The organism is Paenibacillus sp. FSL R5-0908 (assembly GCF_038006245.1).
In the GTDB taxonomy this organism is placed as follows: Bacteria; Bacillota; Bacilli; order Paenibacillales; family Paenibacillaceae; genus Paenibacillus_AQ; species Paenibacillus_AQ odorifer.
Map to the genome: position 1 here is coordinate 3,787,303 of NZ_JBBOUV010000001.1, position 18,814 is coordinate 3,806,116.

Annotated in this window: 17 protein-coding genes; 11 read left to right on the forward strand and 6 right to left on the reverse strand. The window is 39.7% G+C overall.

The genetic code is table 11. The features are described 5' to 3' along the window. Positions 1-5: 5 nt before the first annotated feature. The gene (locus tag MKZ09_RS17285) at positions 6-3,176 is read left to right on the forward strand and encodes an ATP-binding cassette domain-containing protein (protein WP_076203866.1); all 3,171 of its coding nucleotides are present in this window, start codon (positions 6-8) and stop codon (positions 3,174-3,176) included. 58 nt (positions 3,177-3,234) lie between these two features. Here the strand turns inward: MKZ09_RS17285 and MKZ09_RS17290 are convergent, their stop codons facing one another. After that, the gene (locus MKZ09_RS17290) at positions 3,235-3,783 is read right to left on the reverse strand and encodes a TetR/AcrR family transcriptional regulator (RefSeq protein WP_076133301.1); all 549 of its coding nucleotides are present in this window, start codon (positions 3,781-3,783) and stop codon (positions 3,235-3,237) included. A gap of 185 nt (positions 3,784-3,968) precedes the next feature. Here MKZ09_RS17290 and MKZ09_RS17295 point away from each other — a divergent pair, with 185 nt between their 5' ends. Further along, positions 3,969-5,138, forward strand: coding sequence for an MFS transporter (locus MKZ09_RS17295; protein ID WP_076203863.1), 1,170 nt, complete (start codon positions 3,969-3,971; stop codon positions 5,136-5,138). Positions 5,139-5,188: 50 nt separating this feature from the next. Here the strand turns inward: MKZ09_RS17295 and MKZ09_RS17300 are convergent, their stop codons facing one another. Together MKZ09_RS17300 and MKZ09_RS17305 are read right to left on the reverse strand one after the other, a co-directional pair. Next, on the reverse strand, positions 5,189-5,584 hold the full coding sequence (locus MKZ09_RS17300; RefSeq protein ID WP_076133297.1) for a cupin domain-containing protein: 396 nt from the start codon (positions 5,582-5,584) through the stop codon (positions 5,189-5,191). Between the two features lie 18 nt (positions 5,585-5,602). Next, positions 5,603-5,923, reverse strand: coding sequence for a carboxymuconolactone decarboxylase family protein (locus MKZ09_RS17305; RefSeq protein WP_076133295.1), 321 nt, complete (start codon positions 5,921-5,923; stop codon positions 5,603-5,605). Between the two features lie 169 nt (positions 5,924-6,092). Here MKZ09_RS17305 and MKZ09_RS17310 point away from each other — a divergent pair, with 169 nt between their 5' ends. Continuing rightward, complete coding sequence (locus MKZ09_RS17310; RefSeq protein ID WP_076099242.1) at positions 6,093-6,518, forward strand: MerR family transcriptional regulator; 426 nt, start codon at positions 6,093-6,095, stop codon at positions 6,516-6,518. A gap of 59 nt (positions 6,519-6,577) precedes the next feature. On the opposite strand, the gene MKZ09_RS17315 is transcribed toward MKZ09_RS17310, so the two are convergent. Next, the gene (locus MKZ09_RS17315; RefSeq protein ID WP_076099241.1) at positions 6,578-6,979 is read right to left on the reverse strand and encodes a MerR family transcriptional regulator; all 402 of its coding nucleotides are present in this window, start codon (positions 6,977-6,979) and stop codon (positions 6,578-6,580) included. 122 nt (positions 6,980-7,101) lie between these two features. Here MKZ09_RS17315 and MKZ09_RS17320 point away from each other — a divergent pair, with 122 nt between their 5' ends. The 3 genes from MKZ09_RS17320 to MKZ09_RS17330 all read left to right on the forward strand — a co-directional run bounded on the left by MKZ09_RS17320 (position 7,102) and on the right by MKZ09_RS17330 (position 11,227). After that, positions 7,102-7,953: an aldo/keto reductase gene (locus tag MKZ09_RS17320; RefSeq protein ID WP_076203859.1), complete on the forward strand. Its 852-nt coding sequence runs from the start codon at positions 7,102-7,104 to the stop codon at positions 7,951-7,953. 229 nt (positions 7,954-8,182) lie between these two features. Continuing rightward, positions 8,183-10,141 carry an RICIN domain-containing protein gene (locus MKZ09_RS17325; protein WP_081394236.1) on the forward strand — a complete coding sequence of 653 codons (1,959 nt, stop codon included), beginning with the start codon at positions 8,183-8,185 and terminating at the stop codon, positions 10,139-10,141. 159 nt (positions 10,142-10,300) lie between these two features. Then, entirely contained in the window at positions 10,301-11,227 is a 927-nt protein-coding gene (locus MKZ09_RS17330; RefSeq protein ID WP_076203853.1) for a VanZ family protein, read from the forward strand. 24 nt (positions 11,228-11,251) lie between these two features. Here the strand turns inward: MKZ09_RS17330 and MKZ09_RS17335 are convergent, their stop codons facing one another. Then, positions 11,252-12,310: a PocR ligand-binding domain-containing protein gene (locus MKZ09_RS17335; RefSeq protein ID WP_076203850.1), complete on the reverse strand. Its 1,059-nt coding sequence runs from the start codon at positions 12,308-12,310 to the stop codon at positions 11,252-11,254. Between the two features lie 203 nt (positions 12,311-12,513). On the opposite strand from MKZ09_RS17335, the gene MKZ09_RS17340 reads away from it, so the two are divergent. Next, on the forward strand, positions 12,514-13,650 hold the full coding sequence (locus MKZ09_RS17340; RefSeq protein ID WP_076099237.1) for a glycerol dehydrogenase: 1,137 nt from the start codon (positions 12,514-12,516) through the stop codon (positions 13,648-13,650). Between the two features lies 1 nt (position 13,651). Next, positions 13,652-15,412: a dihydroxyacetone kinase subunit DhaK gene (dhaK, locus tag MKZ09_RS17345; protein WP_076203846.1), complete on the forward strand. Its 1,761-nt coding sequence runs from the start codon at positions 13,652-13,654 to the stop codon at positions 15,410-15,412. A gap of 68 nt (positions 15,413-15,480) precedes the next feature. Here dhaK and MKZ09_RS17350 read toward each other — a convergent pair whose 3' ends face one another. Next, on the reverse strand, positions 15,481-16,260 hold the full coding sequence (locus MKZ09_RS17350; protein WP_076204140.1) for a GNAT family N-acetyltransferase: 780 nt from the start codon (positions 16,258-16,260) through the stop codon (positions 15,481-15,483). A 176-nt stretch (positions 16,261-16,436) separates the two neighbouring features. Between MKZ09_RS17350 and MKZ09_RS17355 the strand changes: the two genes are divergently transcribed. From MKZ09_RS17355 to MKZ09_RS17365, 3 genes are all read left to right on the forward strand, one after another. Beyond that, positions 16,437-17,069 (forward strand): hypothetical protein, encoded by a 633-nt coding sequence (locus MKZ09_RS17355; protein ID WP_076203842.1) that lies wholly within the window; start codon positions 16,437-16,439, stop codon positions 17,067-17,069. Between the two features lie 216 nt (positions 17,070-17,285). Beyond that, positions 17,286-17,843, forward strand: coding sequence for an RNA polymerase sigma factor (locus MKZ09_RS17360; protein WP_076099234.1), 558 nt, complete (start codon positions 17,286-17,288; stop codon positions 17,841-17,843). Further along, the gene (locus MKZ09_RS17365; protein WP_256715047.1) at positions 17,840-18,745 is read left to right on the forward strand and encodes a hypothetical protein; all 906 of its coding nucleotides are present in this window, start codon (positions 17,840-17,842) and stop codon (positions 18,743-18,745) included. Before MKZ09_RS17360 ends, MKZ09_RS17365 begins: the two co-directional genes overlap by 4 nt. Positions 18,746-18,814: the final 69 nt, after the last annotated feature.

Below are 18,814 nucleotides of genomic sequence, written 5' to 3' on the forward strand. Positions count from 1 at the left end.
TTACTATGAAAATAAATCAATTAATTGCGAACAATATTAACAGATTAGAAACGGTACTGCCAGTGGATGAGTCGTTAGGAATTGCTGGTTTGTCTGGATCTGGTAAAACAACTTTTTGTCAAACGATTGGGGAAGAATCAAAAAAACGTCTCGTTTCCTTATTGCCAAAAGCTGAATACCAGTATTTATTCCCAAATATTATGGAGACTAATTTCAGTGCGATCAAAATGGAAGCAATGCCCCTTGTTCTTTTTCTTGGTAGGTCATCCATATCTTCAAATCCTCGGTCAACCATTGGCACACATACAGGTGTGTTTACTGAAATTCGTGTCACTCTTGCTGAAAAATATAATCTCTCTCCAGAGGTTTTTTCATTTAATAATGAATTAGGTTGGTGTCCTGATTGTAAGGGGCGTGGAACTACAAAAAATATCGAGTGTAAAAAGTGTCAAGGAAAACGCTACAATCAAGCAGCTGAACAATATAAAATTGAATTATTGGATCAATCACAGAGTATTTCCGATCTAAACGACTTTAGCATCGAAACCATTTTTAAACTAGCAGAAAAGCTTAATATAAGTGAGGGTAAACAACAAATTCTGAAAAATATAATCAATATGAATATTGGTTATTTAACATTAAATCGTATTATGGGTACATTGTCAGGCGGAGAATTAACACGACTTTACTTGGCAGAATTCATGGCAACAAGTGAAAATACCGTGATTATCATTGATGAAATCTCCGTGGGTCTCGATCACCAAACGCTATTGAAGATTTTAGCGGAGATTAAACAATTGGGATATAAAAATCAAATTTGGCTCATTGACCATTCTGACACGGTGCTGGATACAGCGGATAAACACTTGTTCTTTGGACCTGGTAGTGGCAAATACGGCGGGAAAATAGTTGAGGAATCACCACGTCCTGAGCCCATCAATAAAGAACTAAATCAGGCAGCACCTGCAGAATATTATCAATTTCATGATCTTTATTGCCGTAATATTCAAATGGTCGAGATTCAGATTCCCCAAAATAGACTGGTAACTTTTACTGGTGAGTCCGGATGTGGTAAATCTACGCTGGTTAATGAATGTATGGTCAAAGATTTTCTAAAGCGTTATTCCAAAGATAAGCTGGTGATCGTAGGGCAAGATCGAAATCAGTCGATTACCAGTCGCTCGACCGTTGCCACTTTTCTTGATATTAAAAGGAAACTCACAAAGTACAGTGAGGATATTGATGATATTTTTGAGCGCTCGATTGAAGATATTATTGTTGAACTGCCAAATGAGGACATTGCTCATAAAAGACTAAGCTTATTGATCAAGCTTGGACTTGGTTATTTGACGTTGGAGCGAAAAACACAATCCTTATCCACGGGTGAATTTCAATGTGTCCATTTAGTTTCTGAGCTGTTTGCGGGCTCCAGAAATCCACATACACTTTTTATTTTTGACGAGCCCTCCAAAGGTTTATCACAAAATATTTTAAATCAATTCATTGACAGTATTAGGGACATTTTGCAGGATGAATCTGTCTCCATAATCATGATTGAACATAATTCTTATATGTTAGATAACTCTGATTTTATCGTTGATTTTGGCAAAAGACAGCTTGCACCTGTGGAGCATCTTGATGTTCTCAGTCATGATGATTATTATCGTCAACAAAACAGTGCAGATAGCGTGGCGCCTGCGCACATTTCTTCAACACTCCAGCAACAAAATGGAATTGCCTATTTAAAAGAAGATCAGATCGCCTATTTTAAAAATGCAGAAAACATCTATAAAGGTGGCATATTAAAAAGCTTATCCTCCATGGCCCGCCTGATTTATGGTGAATATGAATCGGATACGATTGCACCTGTCATCGCCATTGATCTGGAACGACACTTGTATAGTCAGTTTACTTTCCTTTATGAAATGGGTGGCTTGATCAACCATATTGTGGCAGCGCATCCCACTAATAAGGATACAAAAAGCTTTGATTTCTATCAATCAGACAATCATTGTCCAAGCTGTAAGGGTCGCCGTGTGATTGAAGAATTTGATTTTGATATTGTACTTCAGGACAAGAACGTACCTTTTTGGGACGGCTCATTACATCCAGATGCGATGGAGATTCTGAAATTCTATCAATTACCAAAAATAAAATTCATCTTTGATGAGTTAAAGAATGAGCTCGGACAGGATATTAGCAAAAGTTATAATGAGATGACAGAAGCTGAAAAACACACCTTTTTATACGGGTATTGGGAAAAGTCCTTCTATGATAAAGCAGCTAAAGCCTCGAGAACTTGGGAAGGCTTTAATACCATTATCGGGAACTATATGGTCATCTCGAAATCAATTATTAAAGAGTATATTAAAGCGTCCAAAAAAACGATTACCTGTCCAATCTGTCAAGGAACGGTGTTAAATCATCATAAAAAGCTTAAATTCGGCGACACTGATATTCGCGAGCTTATTGGGATGCCCCTTGATCAAGTCATTAGCACCGTTGGTGAATTACAGGTACTAGAAAAAATGAAAGCCATCGTGGGCGGAGATATGGTTTTGACAGAAGAGGTCTCTCTATTACCCAGGGAAACACAAGTCGCTCTAAAAATGCTTGAACTAGAGTTAGGAAGTTTTGCGCAATATGAAATGGTGTTACAAAACGCCTTGCCATTCTGGGACATTATTAGCGGCAGTATCGAATCCATCAGCAGGAATAACCGGATTACGATCTGTGATTTTGCCAATATCCACGAAACAAGAGAAAATATCATAGATAAGTATTTCACTAATGGAAAATATAAAAAGCTGACTTATGTCTATGAAGCGTTTGGTTACAAAAAAATCGTCACCTTAATTAATAAGATTAAAGCAAGCCATCCCTGTCCATTCTGTAAAGGAAAAAAAGTTATTTCGGAAGATGGACTTCATGATGGCGTATATAAATTAACGATTCCTTGTGTTAGTTGTTATGCGAGTGGCATCAATGATGAAGGGCGTAAGGAAATTGTTGAAGGTATAGATGTGCAAACTTGGCTAACGGGTAAAGTAAGTGACGTTATTTCTGAAAGCTTAAATATTGAGGCTGTTGCTGAAATTCCAATTTTCAATCGTATTCGTGAGTTGAATAAACAAGAGATGATGGCAGTTTACCAATTTCTTGAGCAAAATAATTAATTAAAGCCCAACCTCCATCGGTTTATGGAGAAGTTGGGCTTTTTTGGTATTTGGAAATTTAGGATAGGTTATTTTCTAATAGAATTTCCAGTTGATTTTCCATAATGTCAGGTGGATAAGGCATTTCGTTAGTAAACCACCATTCCACGATCCCTACGTACGCTGGTGCAATAAACTGAAGAATAATGTCTTCGTATAATCCCTGTTTTTTCCCCTCTGTCATCTCCCATTCATTCTTGATATCCTCAATGACAAACTCAAGAAACCGGCTCCGAAAGAAGGGAGCTCCTTTACTAGATAACATCGCTGAAAAGAATAAATAGTTTTGTTCAAAATATTCGAACCAGGTCAACTTACGATTTGCTGAGTTAACCTCAGACTCAGTGCTGCAGGATTCTCTAAGTTCATGGATATGTTCCTCAATTAACTTGTCTAATAAATCGTATTTATCCTCGTAATGTAGATAAATCGTTCTTCGGCTAACATCTGCTCTGTCAGAAATATCTTTTATCGTTATGGAATCGAAATTCTTTTCAGACATCAGTTCAGTCATTGCTTTTTTTATGGCTGCCTGAGATTTAAGTATTCTTCTATCAACCTTTGTCACGTAGCTTTACCAACTTTCCTGCAGAAAATTAACAGATCGAAGTAATGTGTGAATTATTACACGGATCACTGATATTTGCTAATTGAAGAAAATCAGCTCATCTATAATAATACACATGAGGGTAATAATTCACCAGTGTTTACTTTCGAGTATAAAACAAAATTATATATAGGTAAGGGGTTAACATGGCAAAACAAAATCATCTGTATTTACTCATTCTAATTATAGGAGTCTTCGGCATCTTAACAACTGAAATGGGGGTAATAGGAATGTTACCTTTAATTGCAGATAACTATCATGTTTCAGTCTCCAAAGCAGGTTTGTTAGTTAGTCTCTTCGCACTTGCTGTCTCTATTGCTGGCCCTACGATGCCGTTATTATTCTCTAGTTTAAACCGTAAAAAAGTCATGTTGCTTGTACTTGGTATTTTTATTCTTGGGAATATCATTTCCATTTTCACATCAAACTTTAATATGTTGTTAATTGCTCGTGTGATTCCCGCCTTTTTTCATCCAGTTTATTGTTCGTTGGCTTTGACAGTAGCTTCTACTTCAGTCAGTAAGGAAGAAGCTCCAAAAGCTGTCTCTAAAGTCATGCTGGGAGTGACAGGAGGAATGGTTCTTGGCGTACCCATCACTAATTATATTGCTAGTCAGAGCTCAGTAGATATGGCGATGTTCTTTTTTACAATCGTAAACGCTCTAGCCTTCATAGCGACGTTATTATTTGTACCCTCCATGCCAGTGAAGGAAAGAATTTCATACGGATCTCAAATAAGCTTATTAAAAAAGCCAATTGTTTGGTTAGCCATTATTGCAGTCGTACTTATTGGATCCGCAACAGCTAGCGTTAATAGTTACATCGCAGAATACCTTGAGTCTATTACACATATTTCGGGGAAGACGTTAAGCTTAGTGTTATTGCTATATGGATTAGCCAGCTTGGCTGGAAACTTTGCAGGGGGAAGATTACTCTCTAAAAATGCGATAAAAACAGTCATAACATTCCCAATTATATTAGGAATCATTTATCTATTATCATTTGTAACGGGTGCGTTCACAGGACCTATGATCATAACAGTTTTATTATGGGGTTTGTTCTATGCAATAGGTAATCCGATCAGTCAATACTGGATTACATCTGCGGTTCCTGAGGCGCCAGATTTTGCTAATGGTTTATTCCTATCCTGTGGTAACTTAGGAATAACCATGGGTACAGCAGTAGGTGGATTATTCATAACAGGAATGGGTACACAATACATCGTTTTAGGAGGAGTGTTATTTTTGGCATTGAGTTTATTCTCGATTTTTCTGAGAATTCACTTCTTTAATCCGGCTAAATTGAAGTCAAGATAGCCATTAGAAAAAGAAGAACCGCATCGAATCCATAGACCCGATGCGGTTTTTTACAATTGATTATAAAGCTCAGCATCAACAGGTTCTAACCATTCTGTTTCTCCGGGTGAAATGGCTAAGTGGACAAACCAACTGTCTTTTGTAGCACCATGCCAATGTTTTACGTTCGCTGGAATATTCACAACATCCCCGGTTTGGAGGAATTGAGCTGGTTTGCCTTCTTCTTGATACCAACCCTCACCACCGGTAACTAATAATACTTGTCCGATTTTATGGGAGTGCCAGTTATTGCGAGCTCCCGGGGCAAAGGTTACATTCCCAATAGGTGCATTCAAAGGTGTCGTGTCAGTATAAATCATCTGCAAGTATGCGTCACCTATAAAATTTGCTTCAACCTTTTGTCCGAGTGGAAAGATAGTACTGTTGCTTAGTTGCTCATTAGCCATAATAAAAACCTCTTTCCTTTAATTTTTATAAATTTCTTTGGCAATATTAAATGCCGACCAAGCTTTAGGCCACCCTACATAAAACGAAAGGTGCGTGATGATTTCCGCTACTTCATCTTTTGTGACTCCGTTTGCCTTTGCTTTATGCAGATGTGGGGTTAATTGTTCGAAGTTTCCTCCTGAGATTAATGCTGTAACTGTAATCATGCTGCGGTCACGTGGAGATAAGTCCTTCTCTCTTGACCACACTTCACCGAATAAGATATCATCGTTCAGTTCAGCAAATTTCGGAGCGAATTCTCCTAATAAGTCTCGGCCTGCTGTTTGTTTTTCAGCCATGTAAGAACATCCCTTTCATCGATGATTAACTGCTTCAAAATGAAGTATAGACCTTAAAGTACACTTTAAGGCAAGCCATAAAAATGGATTCATACTCCGACATTTGGTTTTTTATTAATTTAAGTATATCCTTTGAATAGAAACAAAATTAGAAATAGAGGTGGGGATCATGCCTTATTCCATTGGAGAATTTGCAGAAATCGTCGGTGTTAACAAGAGCACGCTCAGATATTACGAAATGGAAGGTTTACTTACTCCACATCGAAGTGACAATAATTTACGCGAATATACAGATCAGGATATTGGATGGGTTCAATTTTTGCTTCATTTAAAAGATTCAGGAATGACGATGGCAGAATTGAAGCAATATACCGAGTGGCGGGCTATGGGGGACGAGACAATTCCTGAACGGAAAAATTTACTTGAACAGCGTAAGCAACAAGTGGAACAAGAAATTAAGGCATTGCAACAAAACTTAGATATACTGAACCGTAAAATTGTATTTTATAATGATCAACTAACGGGGAATAAATACGAATTCGTCCTTTATCACAATGAAAAGATATCACATCAAGAAGAAAAAGTAGATTCCTAACAAGTTAAGAGGCAGATGAACAACCTTTGATAATCAAAGGTTGTTCATCTGCCTCTTGTTCATGATTTTGTCCATTTAGCTGGATTCGTGTCATCCGGGATTACCTGATTGATAATATCTAGATAATGATCAGCTTTGTCTTCCATATATTTGACTTTAAGTTTGGCCTCTTCCAACTGAGCAGCAGCAGCAGCTTTATACTCCATTATGATTTGATAACGTTCGTGGATGGTAGAATCGCCTAGTAAACACAAGTCTACATAGCTTTTAATATCTTCTACTGACATTCCGCATTGTTTGAGATATTTTACACCTGTTAGCCAATTAATGGAGTCATCATCAAAAAGACGAATGTTATTTTTGTCCCGTTGTATTGTTGGAACTAAACCCTTATCCGTATAATAACGGATGGTATGTTCAGTCAAACCCAGTAGCTTGGCGACTTCCTTCACAGTATACATTGTAATTCCTCCTTAAAAAGAATGCGAAAAGAACTCAGTGTCGCTTGACTTCGTGTTACTCGAACCTGTTAGGCTAATTATTGTAATCTTAATCACAGAACATGTAAATAGGAGGATTTCATATGCAAACAGTAACTCTGAACAATGGTGTAGAGATGCCTATCCTTGGTTTTGGTGTCTATCAAATGAATGATGCTAGCGAATGCGAACAAAGCGTTTATGAAGCTATTATGGCAGGCTATCGCCTGATTGATACTGCAGCAGCTTACCAAAATGAAGAAGCCGTCGGTAGAGCCATCAAACGCAGTGGTGTACCAAGAGAAGAAATATTTATTACTACTAAACTTTGGATTCAGGATGCCGGTTATGAGCGTACTAAGAAAGCTTTTGCCAAATCGCTCGGTCGATTACAAGTGGATTATTTAGATTTATATTTAATTCATCAGCCATTTGGTGATGTATATGGTTCCTGGCGTGCTATGGAGGAATTGTACCGTGAGGGTAAGATCAAGGCGATTGGAGTCAGCAATTTTCAAATGGATCGTCTAATTGATTTGATTAGCCACAATGAAATTACACCTGCAATCAACCAGATTGAAACACATCCTTTTCAACAGCAAATCGAAAGTGCGAATTATATGAAAGAAAAGAATGTGCAGATCGAGTCATGGGGACCTTTTGCGGAAGGACGAAACAACCTTTTCAATAATGAAGTATTAGTTTCTATCGCTGAAAAATATCAGAAATCCGTTGCTCAGGTAGTTTTACGTTGGTTAACTCAAAGAGGCGTGATTGCTATTCCAAAGTCTACGCATAAAGAACGGATCATCGAAAACTTTAATATTTTTGACTTCGAATTAAACCAAGAAGATTTAGAGACAATAGCTACATTAGATATGAAACAGAGTGTTTTCTTCTCGCATAATGATCCCCAAATCGTAGAAGGACTCGCCAAACATAAATTTGACATTTAACATTTGTATAGCACATCCAAGGGGTGCCCTAAAAGCCATAAAAAGGCTAAGGGGCACCCTTATTTTATAAATCAGATCTAAACCCGAAATTTAATTGAGGGGATGATAATCTACTTGAGTAATCATATTGCATGATCCGGTCGAGATATTACATTCTCATTTATCCGTTTATTAATTATATTGAAGCTGTATTCGTTTAAAAAATCCCAGAGTAAAGGAGAAATTACTTTTGAGAAGAGAACTGAGGAAGGTTTTGTCTTTTTTGTTGGTTTTAGTGACAGTGGTTGGCACAGGGATTAGCTTTAACGGCAATATTGTAAACGCTTTCGGACCTACTGTCTTATATGTACCACCAGTAGATTCACCATCCTATGGGGCTTTATCACCTAGGGCAATCCAGCTTAAATATAGTGGCATCAACAATAACAAAATGTATGCTACGTTTGAACAAACCTCTAATACCACCCCTGTTTTCCCTATTTATGAAAGCGTTGACAATGGCGTCACTTGGAATCAGGTTGGAGAAGTGGAGGATACTCAAAATGGTTGGGGAATGTTAAATTGCCCAGAATTGTTTGAACTCCCCCAACCTATAGGTAACATGCCTGCGGGTACTATGCTTCTTGCAGGAAACTCTGTACCAAGCAACAAAGCAGCTACCAAGTTGGAATTATATAAAAGCAATGATTTAGGTAGAACATGGACATATGTAAGCACCATTGCTGAAGGTGGACGAAACGATATTGGTTACGATCCCATTTGGGAGCCTTTCTTTTTGGTTCACAACAACAAACTCATTGTTTATTATTCAGATGAACGTGATCCTGCCCATGCCCAGAAGTTAGTTCATCAGACTACGTTGGAGGGTACGAACTGGGGACCTGTGGTAGTTGATGTGGCATTTGCAGACAGCAAATTACGTCCAGGAATGCCTACAATCGCTAAGATGGGCAATGATAAATACGCAATGACCTATGAGATGGTAGGATACCCGGGCGTGCCCAATTATTTGAAAATTTCAGCAGATCCTGAGAGCTGGAATCCAACTGAAGTTGGAAATTTTGTAGGGTACGGAGGAAGTCCCTATATTTCTGCTTTGGGAGATGGAAGACTCGTATTAAACGTTGCAGGGAAAAAAGAAGTGCTGATCAACTCTTCTAGAGTGGATGCATCCGGAAGCTGGGTTCCATATAATCCGCCCGTAGATGCAGGGTATAACCGCCAACTACTGCCGCTTAGCAATGGCCGCTTATTTATCCCTCAAGCCGGATTTTTTAGTGGGAAAAACACGGTGAATTATGGTGATATGTCCGTAGGTTACTACAAATTAATTAATGTGAAAAGTGGGAAGGCTTTAGGTGTATTGGAAGGCGGAACTGCGAATGGCAATCATCTCGTGCAATGGAGCAGCGGGACTAATTCTTTGGATCAATATTGGCTCATTTCCACTGCGGAAAGTGGTTATGCTCCTAACGGTTACAAATCCATTGTGAATGCAAAGAGTGGAAAGGTCGCCGGAATATTAGAAGGATCAACAACAGAAGGAGCCAAAGCCGTATTATGGACTGATAACAATTCCGATGACCAGCAGTGGACTTTACAAGCCTCTGGTAACTACTACAAGATTGTTAACCGTTACAGTGGTCAGACGTTAGGTATAGCGCAGGGTTCTACTGAAGAGGGTGCCCAAGTTATACAGCAGGCTGATGCAGGCAGCACTGATCAGCTGTGGGGGTTGGTTCCAGATGAAGGACATATTATGGTGGACAGTTATCGAATGGTTAATGTGAATAGTGGTAAAGTGTTGGGTATCTATCAGGGATCGATGGCAGATGGAGGGAAGGCGGTTCAGTGGACCAGCGGAATTTCATCACATGACCAAAATTGGTTTGTAGTCAGCACAGCTGATGGTTATACGAAACTGGTCAATACTAATAGTCGTAAAAACTTGGGCATTTTAGGAGGTTCATTAGCTAATGGTGCTCAAAGTGTCCAATGGAATGATAACGGATCGAATGACCAGCAATGGACTTTGGAACCCTCAGGTGAGTTTTACAATATTATTAATCGTAACAGTGGAAAAGTTCTGGCAGTAGATCAGGGTTCGACGACAGAGGGGGCAAATATTATTCAAGCAAATAATACAGGTTCTGCTGGTCAGCACTGGAAACTAGTCACGAATAGATAATTTATGTAACAAAAAGTCATCGGCCTTAAACTAAGGGTGATGGCTTTTTTATCGAAATAAGCTTTGAATGACTAAATCGTCACCTTCAGTGTCACGGGAATGTCACTTTGGAGAGATATACTATTTCCATCGACATATGGAGGGAAATGTGAAGTTATTATGGGAGTGAAATTACGAAAGATTCTTATTATAGGAACTATTTTTTATACACTGTTGATCTTATATTTTTTGTTTTTTGCTTTCAATAGAGTAGAGCATGCAACAAGCCAGTATGAATACACGTTTATGTTGATTCCAGAAAGTGTTCCGCTTCTTTTTCCTGACCTCTTTGACCTATCCTTTTCTTGGGTTTATGACTTTGGGAATATCGCTGCTTTTATTCCTTTTGGCGTATTATTCCCTTTGCTGTATCGTACACATTTTAAGAAGTTTATTTGTTTGTTTATCTTAACCATTTTTGGGCTGGAAACTCTTCAAGCTTTAACTTTTTTAGGTTCCTTTGATGTAGCCGATGTCATCTCCAATACGTTAGGGGCAATGATAGGATTTTGTGCATATAAGATTGGATTTTCAGCGGAAATCACCAGGAGATCGCTTTTTACTTCGGCATTATCTGTTGTTGTGCTATTGGTTGGAATCATGGGAATCTCTGAGATCATTGATTTAACTCTGAAGAAAAGTGAAAGACCTGTGCAGGGATTACAAACGTTGGAAAAGCTTACGGGAAGCATGCCTATCACGCATAATCTTCCCAGTTTCACTATCGCTGGTGAAAATATAATACCAAAAATGAACTTGTACAGCAGTGAAGGTGAAGAAATTAAAAAATACACCTATACTTTGGGTGATAAAAGAGAGGTATGGTTATATTTCAGCTTTGGATTCCCGCAGAATGAAAATTCTAGCAGTGAACTAATGATTATAGCTGATGGCAACATGATCCTTCAATCCAGTGAACCATATAGTTCCCAAGCTGAACTCAACAACACGGCATTAGTTACCGTAAAAGAAATAACCTTTATCCTTAAAGGGAATGTGAAGTTATGGGATGTAGGATTTAGTGAAATGAAGCATTGGTGGGAATGAGGAACTAACCCTTCGTTAATTATATTAACGGAGGGTTTCTTTTGCTGATCGTCTCATATACATATTGCGATATACAGCCGGGGTGAGGTTCTCGTATTTTTTGAAGGTTTTAATGAAATAGCCCGTGTCGCAAAAGCCCAAATCATCACTGACTTGATTGATCGGGGAATCCGTGGCTTCCAGCAGTTGCTTAGCCCATTCAATCTTGAGTCTGGCAATGAAGACGGAGAAATTCTCTCCAGTTTCTTTTGTGAAAATACGGCTGAAATAACTGGGGCTGATATGACAAAGCTTAGCCATTTCTTTGAGGCTGAAATTCTCATTTTTGTGTGCATAAATGTAATTAAAAGCAGGCTGAAGCACAGAATTTATTGAGACGAACTTTTGAACACCATTCTTCAATTTGGTCTCGATCAAAGCCCCGGATAACTCCTGCTGTATGGATTGGATTTTTCGGTACGTACGGTCTGACTCGTCCATAGCTTCAGCAGAAGCGGGTTCTTCTATATTGGTGGTCAGAACCTTTTTGTACAAATCCACGGTAGTATGCTTTTGAATGGCTTCCTCCACGATATAGGTACTTAACTGCAGCAGCAGCTCAACACACTTTGTTACTTCATCGTAGGATAAAACAGGCAGTGCCTGGTAATCCTCTTTGAGTGCTTTAAACTTTATGTTCGTCTCCACATTCGGCGGCCGAGAGACAATCTGCTCCAGTTGTGGCACGTCAGGTTCACGAAGCTTGAGCTGTCCGGCCATAATTGCACCTAGATATTGATTATCTATAATGATCGGAATCGCGATATCAATAATATTGAAATGACATAAATAAATAAACGGTTTGTTCTGGCGAACTGCTTCAATCCCAGCGCGGGCATCACATTTTTGACAATATTGAGAGAGATGGGAGTCCTGGCGCACACCTTGACAGAAAGGCTGACAATAGCTGTGCTTGGTCACGGGAACACCCTTGTAATCAACAGTAAGAATAGCCATTTTGGTTACAAGAGATAAGGAATCCTGGAGCTTTTCCCATTTCTTCAAATCAATAATTTCTTCTAGATTGAACCGGGATTTTGACATCACAAAATTCTCCTATGTAAGTTATAGAATCTTAATGAACATTATACAGAATAATTCAACAGAATGACATGAAAGTTCGATTTTTCACGATTATGACAAAAAAATACGATAAGAAAACGCTTTAATAAGCTTTTATTGTTTCATGTTTCTTAAATTAGAGCAATCTATAATGATAACTATAAACAACTGAGGAGGAACGAAAAATGAGAAGAGCGTTTATCAGTCCGACGAAATATGTACAAGGTGAAAATGAATTATTGAACTTAGGATACTTCGTAAAAACATTCGGTGATTCTGCTTTGTTAATTGCCCATCCAGATGATGTAACACGTGTGAAAGACAAACTGGAGTCAACTAAACAGAAATTTAATATCACTCTTGTTGAAAGCGGCTTCCACGGGGAATGCTCAAGACAAGAAGTCGCCAGATTACAAGCGCTAGCCAAAGAGCATCAATGTGCATGTACGATTGGCTTGGGTGGAGGTAAGGCGATTGATACGGCAAAATGTGTAGCTGAAGGAGAAGCATTGATTATCGTTCCAACGATAGCAGCAACTGATGCTCCGACAAGCCACTCAGCGGTGCTCTATACTCCGGAAGGTGAATTCGATGATTATGCTTATTTCAAGCAAAGCCCGAGTGTAGTCATGATTGATACAACAGTTATTGCCAATGCACCTACAAGATTTCTTGTGGCAGGCATGGGAGATGCACTTTCAACCTATTTTGAAGCAAGAGCTACTGCAAATTCGTATTCCAACGTGAATGCAGGTTTACCTTGCGGAGTTCGTGAAGGGGTTTGCGGTGAAGCTAAAGGGACAGTAACAGCGTTGGGACTTGCGAAGCTCTGCTATGAGACATTACTTGAGAATGGATTCAAGGCGAAGCAAGCTTGCGATCTGAATATCGTAACCCCAGCTTTGGAGAATATAATTGAGACGAATATTCTTTTATCGGGTCTTGGGTTTGAAAGTGGTGGTTTGGCAGCGATTCATGCGATTCATAATGGGTTAACTGCTTTGGAAGGAACTCATCATTATTATCATGGTGAAAAGGTAGCCTTCAGCACGATTGCTCAACTGGTTCTTGAAAACGCAGACCGGACTGAATTAAAAGAAGTGTTGGACTTCTGTCTTTCGATTGGTCTCCCAGTATGCTTAGCGGATATTGGCGTTGAGCATGTAACCTATGAGGAACTGCTTGAGGTTGCTAAAAAAGCTTGCATTGCTGAGGAATCTATCCATTCGATGCCGTTCCCAATTACGGAGGATGCGGTTGCATCAGCAATTATGGCAGCCGATCAATTAGGCCGTCAATATAAATCAAGTAAGGAGCTTTAAAATGAAAAAAATCATAAACAAGCCGGAGACTCTGGTTAGGGAAATGTGTAACGGGCTTGTCTTGGCGCATCCCGAGCTGGATTTCGATCCTAAATTCAAAGTGATTTCTAAGAAAGAGATTAATCAAGATAAAGTTACCCTGATCAGTGGTGGCGGAAGCGGGCATGAGCCGGCTCATGCCGGGTTTGTAGGAACCGGGATGCTGGATGCAGCTGTATGCGGTGATGTGTTTGCTTCTCCATCCCAAATTCAGGTTTATCAAGCGATTCGCCGCACAGCAAGCACCAAAGGTTCGCTGCTTATTATCAAGAATTATAGCGGTGACATCATGAACTTTAAAAATGCGGCCCATCTAGCCACTGAAGACGGCATCGAAGTGGATTATGTCAAAGTAGACGACGACATTGCCGTTGAAGACAGCCTTTATACAGTAGGAAGAAGAGGCGTAGCCGGAACAGTGCTTGTTCATAAGGTAGCCGGAGCAGCAGCAGAAGCTGGATTGTCCTTAGCGGAAGTGAAAGAAGCGGCGCAACATGCAATTGATCATGTGCGCAGCATAGGCTTCGCCTATACCTCTTGTACCGTGCCTGCCAAAGGTACTCCGACATTTCATATTGAAGAGAACGAGATGGAATACGGGGTTGGCATCCATGGAGAACCTGGAATACGCAGGGAGAAAATTGTACCCGCAGATGAATTAGCACAGCGAATGGTTACCTCTTTGCTAGACAACTTCCAAATGAATGATCAGAAGCAGGAGGAAGTAGCCGTATTAATTAATGGATTTGGCGGCACCCCGCTGCAAGAGTTATATTTGCTGAACAATTCTGTCATCCGCGAATTAACCGCTAAGAATAAACAAGTGTTTAAAGTGTTTGTTGGTAACTACATGACCAGCATTGACATGGCAGGTGCATCGGTGACGATAATGAAGCTGGATGAGACACTGAAGAAATGGTTATCTGCGCCTTGTGATACACCAGCCTTGTCGATTAAAGGCCCTTTTGAGCCTGTGAACTATACTGAAGTAATCCAAGAAGAGAAAACAGACAGCAATGTATCCTTTAAGAATAATACGGATGCTGCTGCAGCGGTGATTAAGAACAATCGGTTTACTTTGCAAAATATCGTCTATCTGCTCGATCAAATGAGCCAGGTCATTATCGAGAAAGAGGTTCCGTTCTGTGAGCTTGACTCCCACGCTGGAGACGGCGATTTCGGGATGAGTGTAGCTAAGGGCTTTAAACAGCTGAAAGTCGAGTGGGAGGATATTTTAGCTCACCATCTCACTAATATCGGTGAGTTCCTTGACGCCTGCTCCATGGTCATTATGGAATACTGCGGCGGAGCATCCGGACCGATCTGGGGATCAGGCTTCCGCGCAGCGAGTAAAAATGTTCAGCAGAAGGAAGAGCTGACCATTCAGGATTTTGCTGATATGATGCAAGCTGTTGTCAAAGGGATTCAAGATACCGGGGAAAGATCTTTTGGCAGAGGGGCTGTTGTCGGAGATAAGACATTGATTGATGCACTCGTACCGTTCGCTGATGCTTGGACTCAGAGTGCAAAACAAGGCGACGATATCAAAGTGGCGGCAAGTAAAGCAGCGGAAGCAGCTGTCCAAGGTTCAAAAAATACTATAGAAATCGTTGCCCGTATGGGAAGAGCCGGCACAGTAGGGGAACGCAGCATAGGATATCCAGATGCGGGTGCTCATGCGCTGGGGGTTATTTTCACAGAGCTGGCAAAAGCAATGAAATAAACAAGGTTAATTGGCGTATCACCTAAAATTAAAAAAACGTACTGCAGCTTATGCAGTACGTTTTTTGATTAAATAATAAATTCAACGATGTATTGTTGGCAAATGAGTTCATATCCCAGCGATTGATATAGAGAAATGGCTCCAACATTCTCCTCAAAAACATTCAAATATACGTTAGCTGAAATGGCATGTCCTTGGCGTGTTAGCTCTGCACAGACTTTTTTTCCATATCCATTTCTTCTCCAGGCCACATCCGTTCCGATATTTCCTAGTTCAACGTAATCCTCACTATATATGTGGTATCCTCCTACAGCAATCAGCTCGTCTTGTGCCATCACACCATAGAACGGATTCTGTAATTCTTCTTTTGAAAAAGCCATGGTTTGCAGCTCGTTCATCTTTGCTTCAATTCGCTGGAAATGAGCAGGTCCTAAGTGCATAACATGCTTGTCCGCTGTTGGTAGAACATCTTCATGAATATGTTTCATAAGAAGCAATTTTTTGGGAGGGCTGTAGAACTCAAGCTGCGAAGCAAAGACCTGCAGCTCTTGTTCGTTAATAATAAAGCTACCCACCGCATGGTTATGTAGATGTAATTCATCTTTCATGAACGCCAACATTGAGCTGAGACAAAAGGATTGCTGAACTGGATATACAGAAAAAGCATTAAACGGAAGGCCACTTAAAAAGGCTAATACTCCAAGCAACTCGCCCTGGTCAGAATATTGACCGTAATGCACTGTGTTTGGTCTGCGAAAAGTGAGGTATGAATAATATAAAAAATGCTGTTCCTTATTAATCGAGCTTAAAATAACATCCAACTCTGCTGCTGTTAATTTTCTATACATATACGACCTGCCTCCATTAACAATTGCTGTTGCTATTTCCTCTTGCCGAATTAGCACAACCTTTTCTAATATATCATAAATCAGAACTTTAATTGCTTTATTGCTGGGTTGAGCCAAGTATGATACTATTGTCCCCTTAGAAACATAAAATGAGATATGAAGGTTTTCTTGAAAGGATGATATATATTAAGGCAATCTTAGTTCGGTACTTCGGAAATCCGCAAGATCGAACCGCCATGTTCAACGCTGCTTCCCTAGTCATCAATGCTTTTATTGGTATAGGCAAGTTAATTCTTGGGTTATATCTATTGTCCGGATGGTTCATCACAAATGCACTTTATTATCTGATCCTTTGTATAGCCAAAGGACAGGTGCTTCATAAATATACATTAGCTAAAAAAGTCAGTTCACCACAGCAAAGGTATTCCATGGAGCTTTATGTTTATAAGCGTGGCGGTGTTTTTCTTTGTCTTCTAGGTGTTTCATATCTGTTGGTCTGCCTGCGGATTTATCTAGTCGGGGACGCTTTGGTTTATGAAGGTTACATTGTATATCTGGTAGCACTGATCGCTTTTACAAAACTTGGTTTTGCCATTCATGGAAACATTGTTAACCGTCATCTCAATAATCCCATTATATCAACATTAAAAATGATTAGCTTTACTGATGCCGTAGTCTCCATTGTTGTCACTCAAATGGCTGTGCTTACGATGAAAGGCTCACCTTCAGGCATTAAACGCCAGCGCGTTGTTTGGCATGGGATGCAGCTTTTTATTTTGTCTGGGGGGGATCTGGATGATGCTACGTAAGACAAAGGCTCCAATGAAGGAAGTAGAATTAATTAAAAATTAGAAGATATTATAACTTCCCCTTATCCCATAGGATGAGGGGTTATTTGTATTTTTATGTCATATTATCAGCGTTGAATGCCGAAGCTTATAGAAAATTATATTTTTATGCAACCTAAACACTTCTTTTCCTACTTTATAAGTGAATGCTTAATCAAATCGAACGGAAGTGATGGAGTGGAAGATAGTGAAATCATACAATTGTATTTTGCACGTAATGAAAGGGCAGTAGAAGAAACATCGAAAAAATATAGAAATTATTGTACTCGGATCGCTCATAACATTTTGTCTAATGCTGAAGATTCGGAAGAATGTGTTAACGATACCTTTCTTGGTGCATGGGAAGCCATACCGCCGAAGTCTCCTGCAAAGCTGTCCTCTTTTCTGGGGAGAATCACACGAAATATTGCTTTGAACAAATATGATTATTACATGGCTAAAAAACGGAATAAAAAATTCGATACGATTCTTGATGAATTAAACGATTGTTTATCCTCTTCAGACAACGTTGAAACCCAATACGAGGAAGCACAAATAGCCGAATCTATAAGTAAATTTCTACACAACATTAAGGAAGATCAGCGGAATATTTTTTTGAGGCGTTACTGGTATTCTGATTCTTTGGCCGATATTGCCGCACGCTTCTCAATCAGTGAAAGCAAAACCAAATCAATTCTTTTCAGAACACGCAAAAAACTCCAAATATATCTTCAGAAAGAGGGTTATTTCCTTTGAATAATAAAGAGCTCTTCAAAACAATCGGTTACATAGACGAAAATCTGATAGAAAAAGCCAACTCCGCGAGAAGCACTAATAAAAAAGCTTATGTAAAGTGGGGCTCACTCGCAGCTTGTGCTGCATTGGTATTAGGTGTGGCCGTTTATAAATTTCCGCAGACGCCGTTACCTAATTCACCACAAATATCGCAGCAGACACCAGTCTCGTCTCCCACAGGGGTTCGCAAAATTCTGAATTACAATGGATACCGTTATGCATTCGTAGCAGATGGCGCTCAGTTTAAGTTCACAGGTATGGAGCCTGACAAATCGCTTGGTGCATTAGAGTTTGATCTCAACCAAGAGCCCGGAAAGAATGACGGGGATAAGAATGCGGAAAAGGATTATACCGCTACGTTCGCTATGGGTGGAAAGCTGTATGAAATCCCAACATACCCATCCCATTTTCGTATTGCAGTTAAGGATGAGCAATATTATTATCTAGCTGAAATTGTGGCGAAGGTAGACGATTCTGCAATGAGCGCGAAGGAGTATCTAGATCTGGCTAATCTGAAGGAGCATGCAAAAGATATCTATATTCTGAATCATGTGGGGAATGACGTGCAAAAGACTATCACTGATCATCCTATTGTTGAGTCCATTATCGAAGGTTTGTACAGCGCAAAAAAAACAGAGCTAAACAATAAGGAATATGAAGCTCTTGCAGCGGCGCAATCCCAAGGAAAATCATATCAATTACAGTTCAACCTCAAAGACGGGACTTATATCGCCATGTATATCATTCCGGAATTAAAGGTGGTGTCTATGGGTGATACTTATTATTATTTGCCTGATGCCTTTTTTGATCAAACCAGCGACCTCTTTTCAGGGCTGACACAAGAAGTGCTACCGCTTTACTGAGGAGGCGGAGAGAAGTGATCCTTACAAACTGTACATTGCAGGTTATCCAATATCTCGCATATAATGATC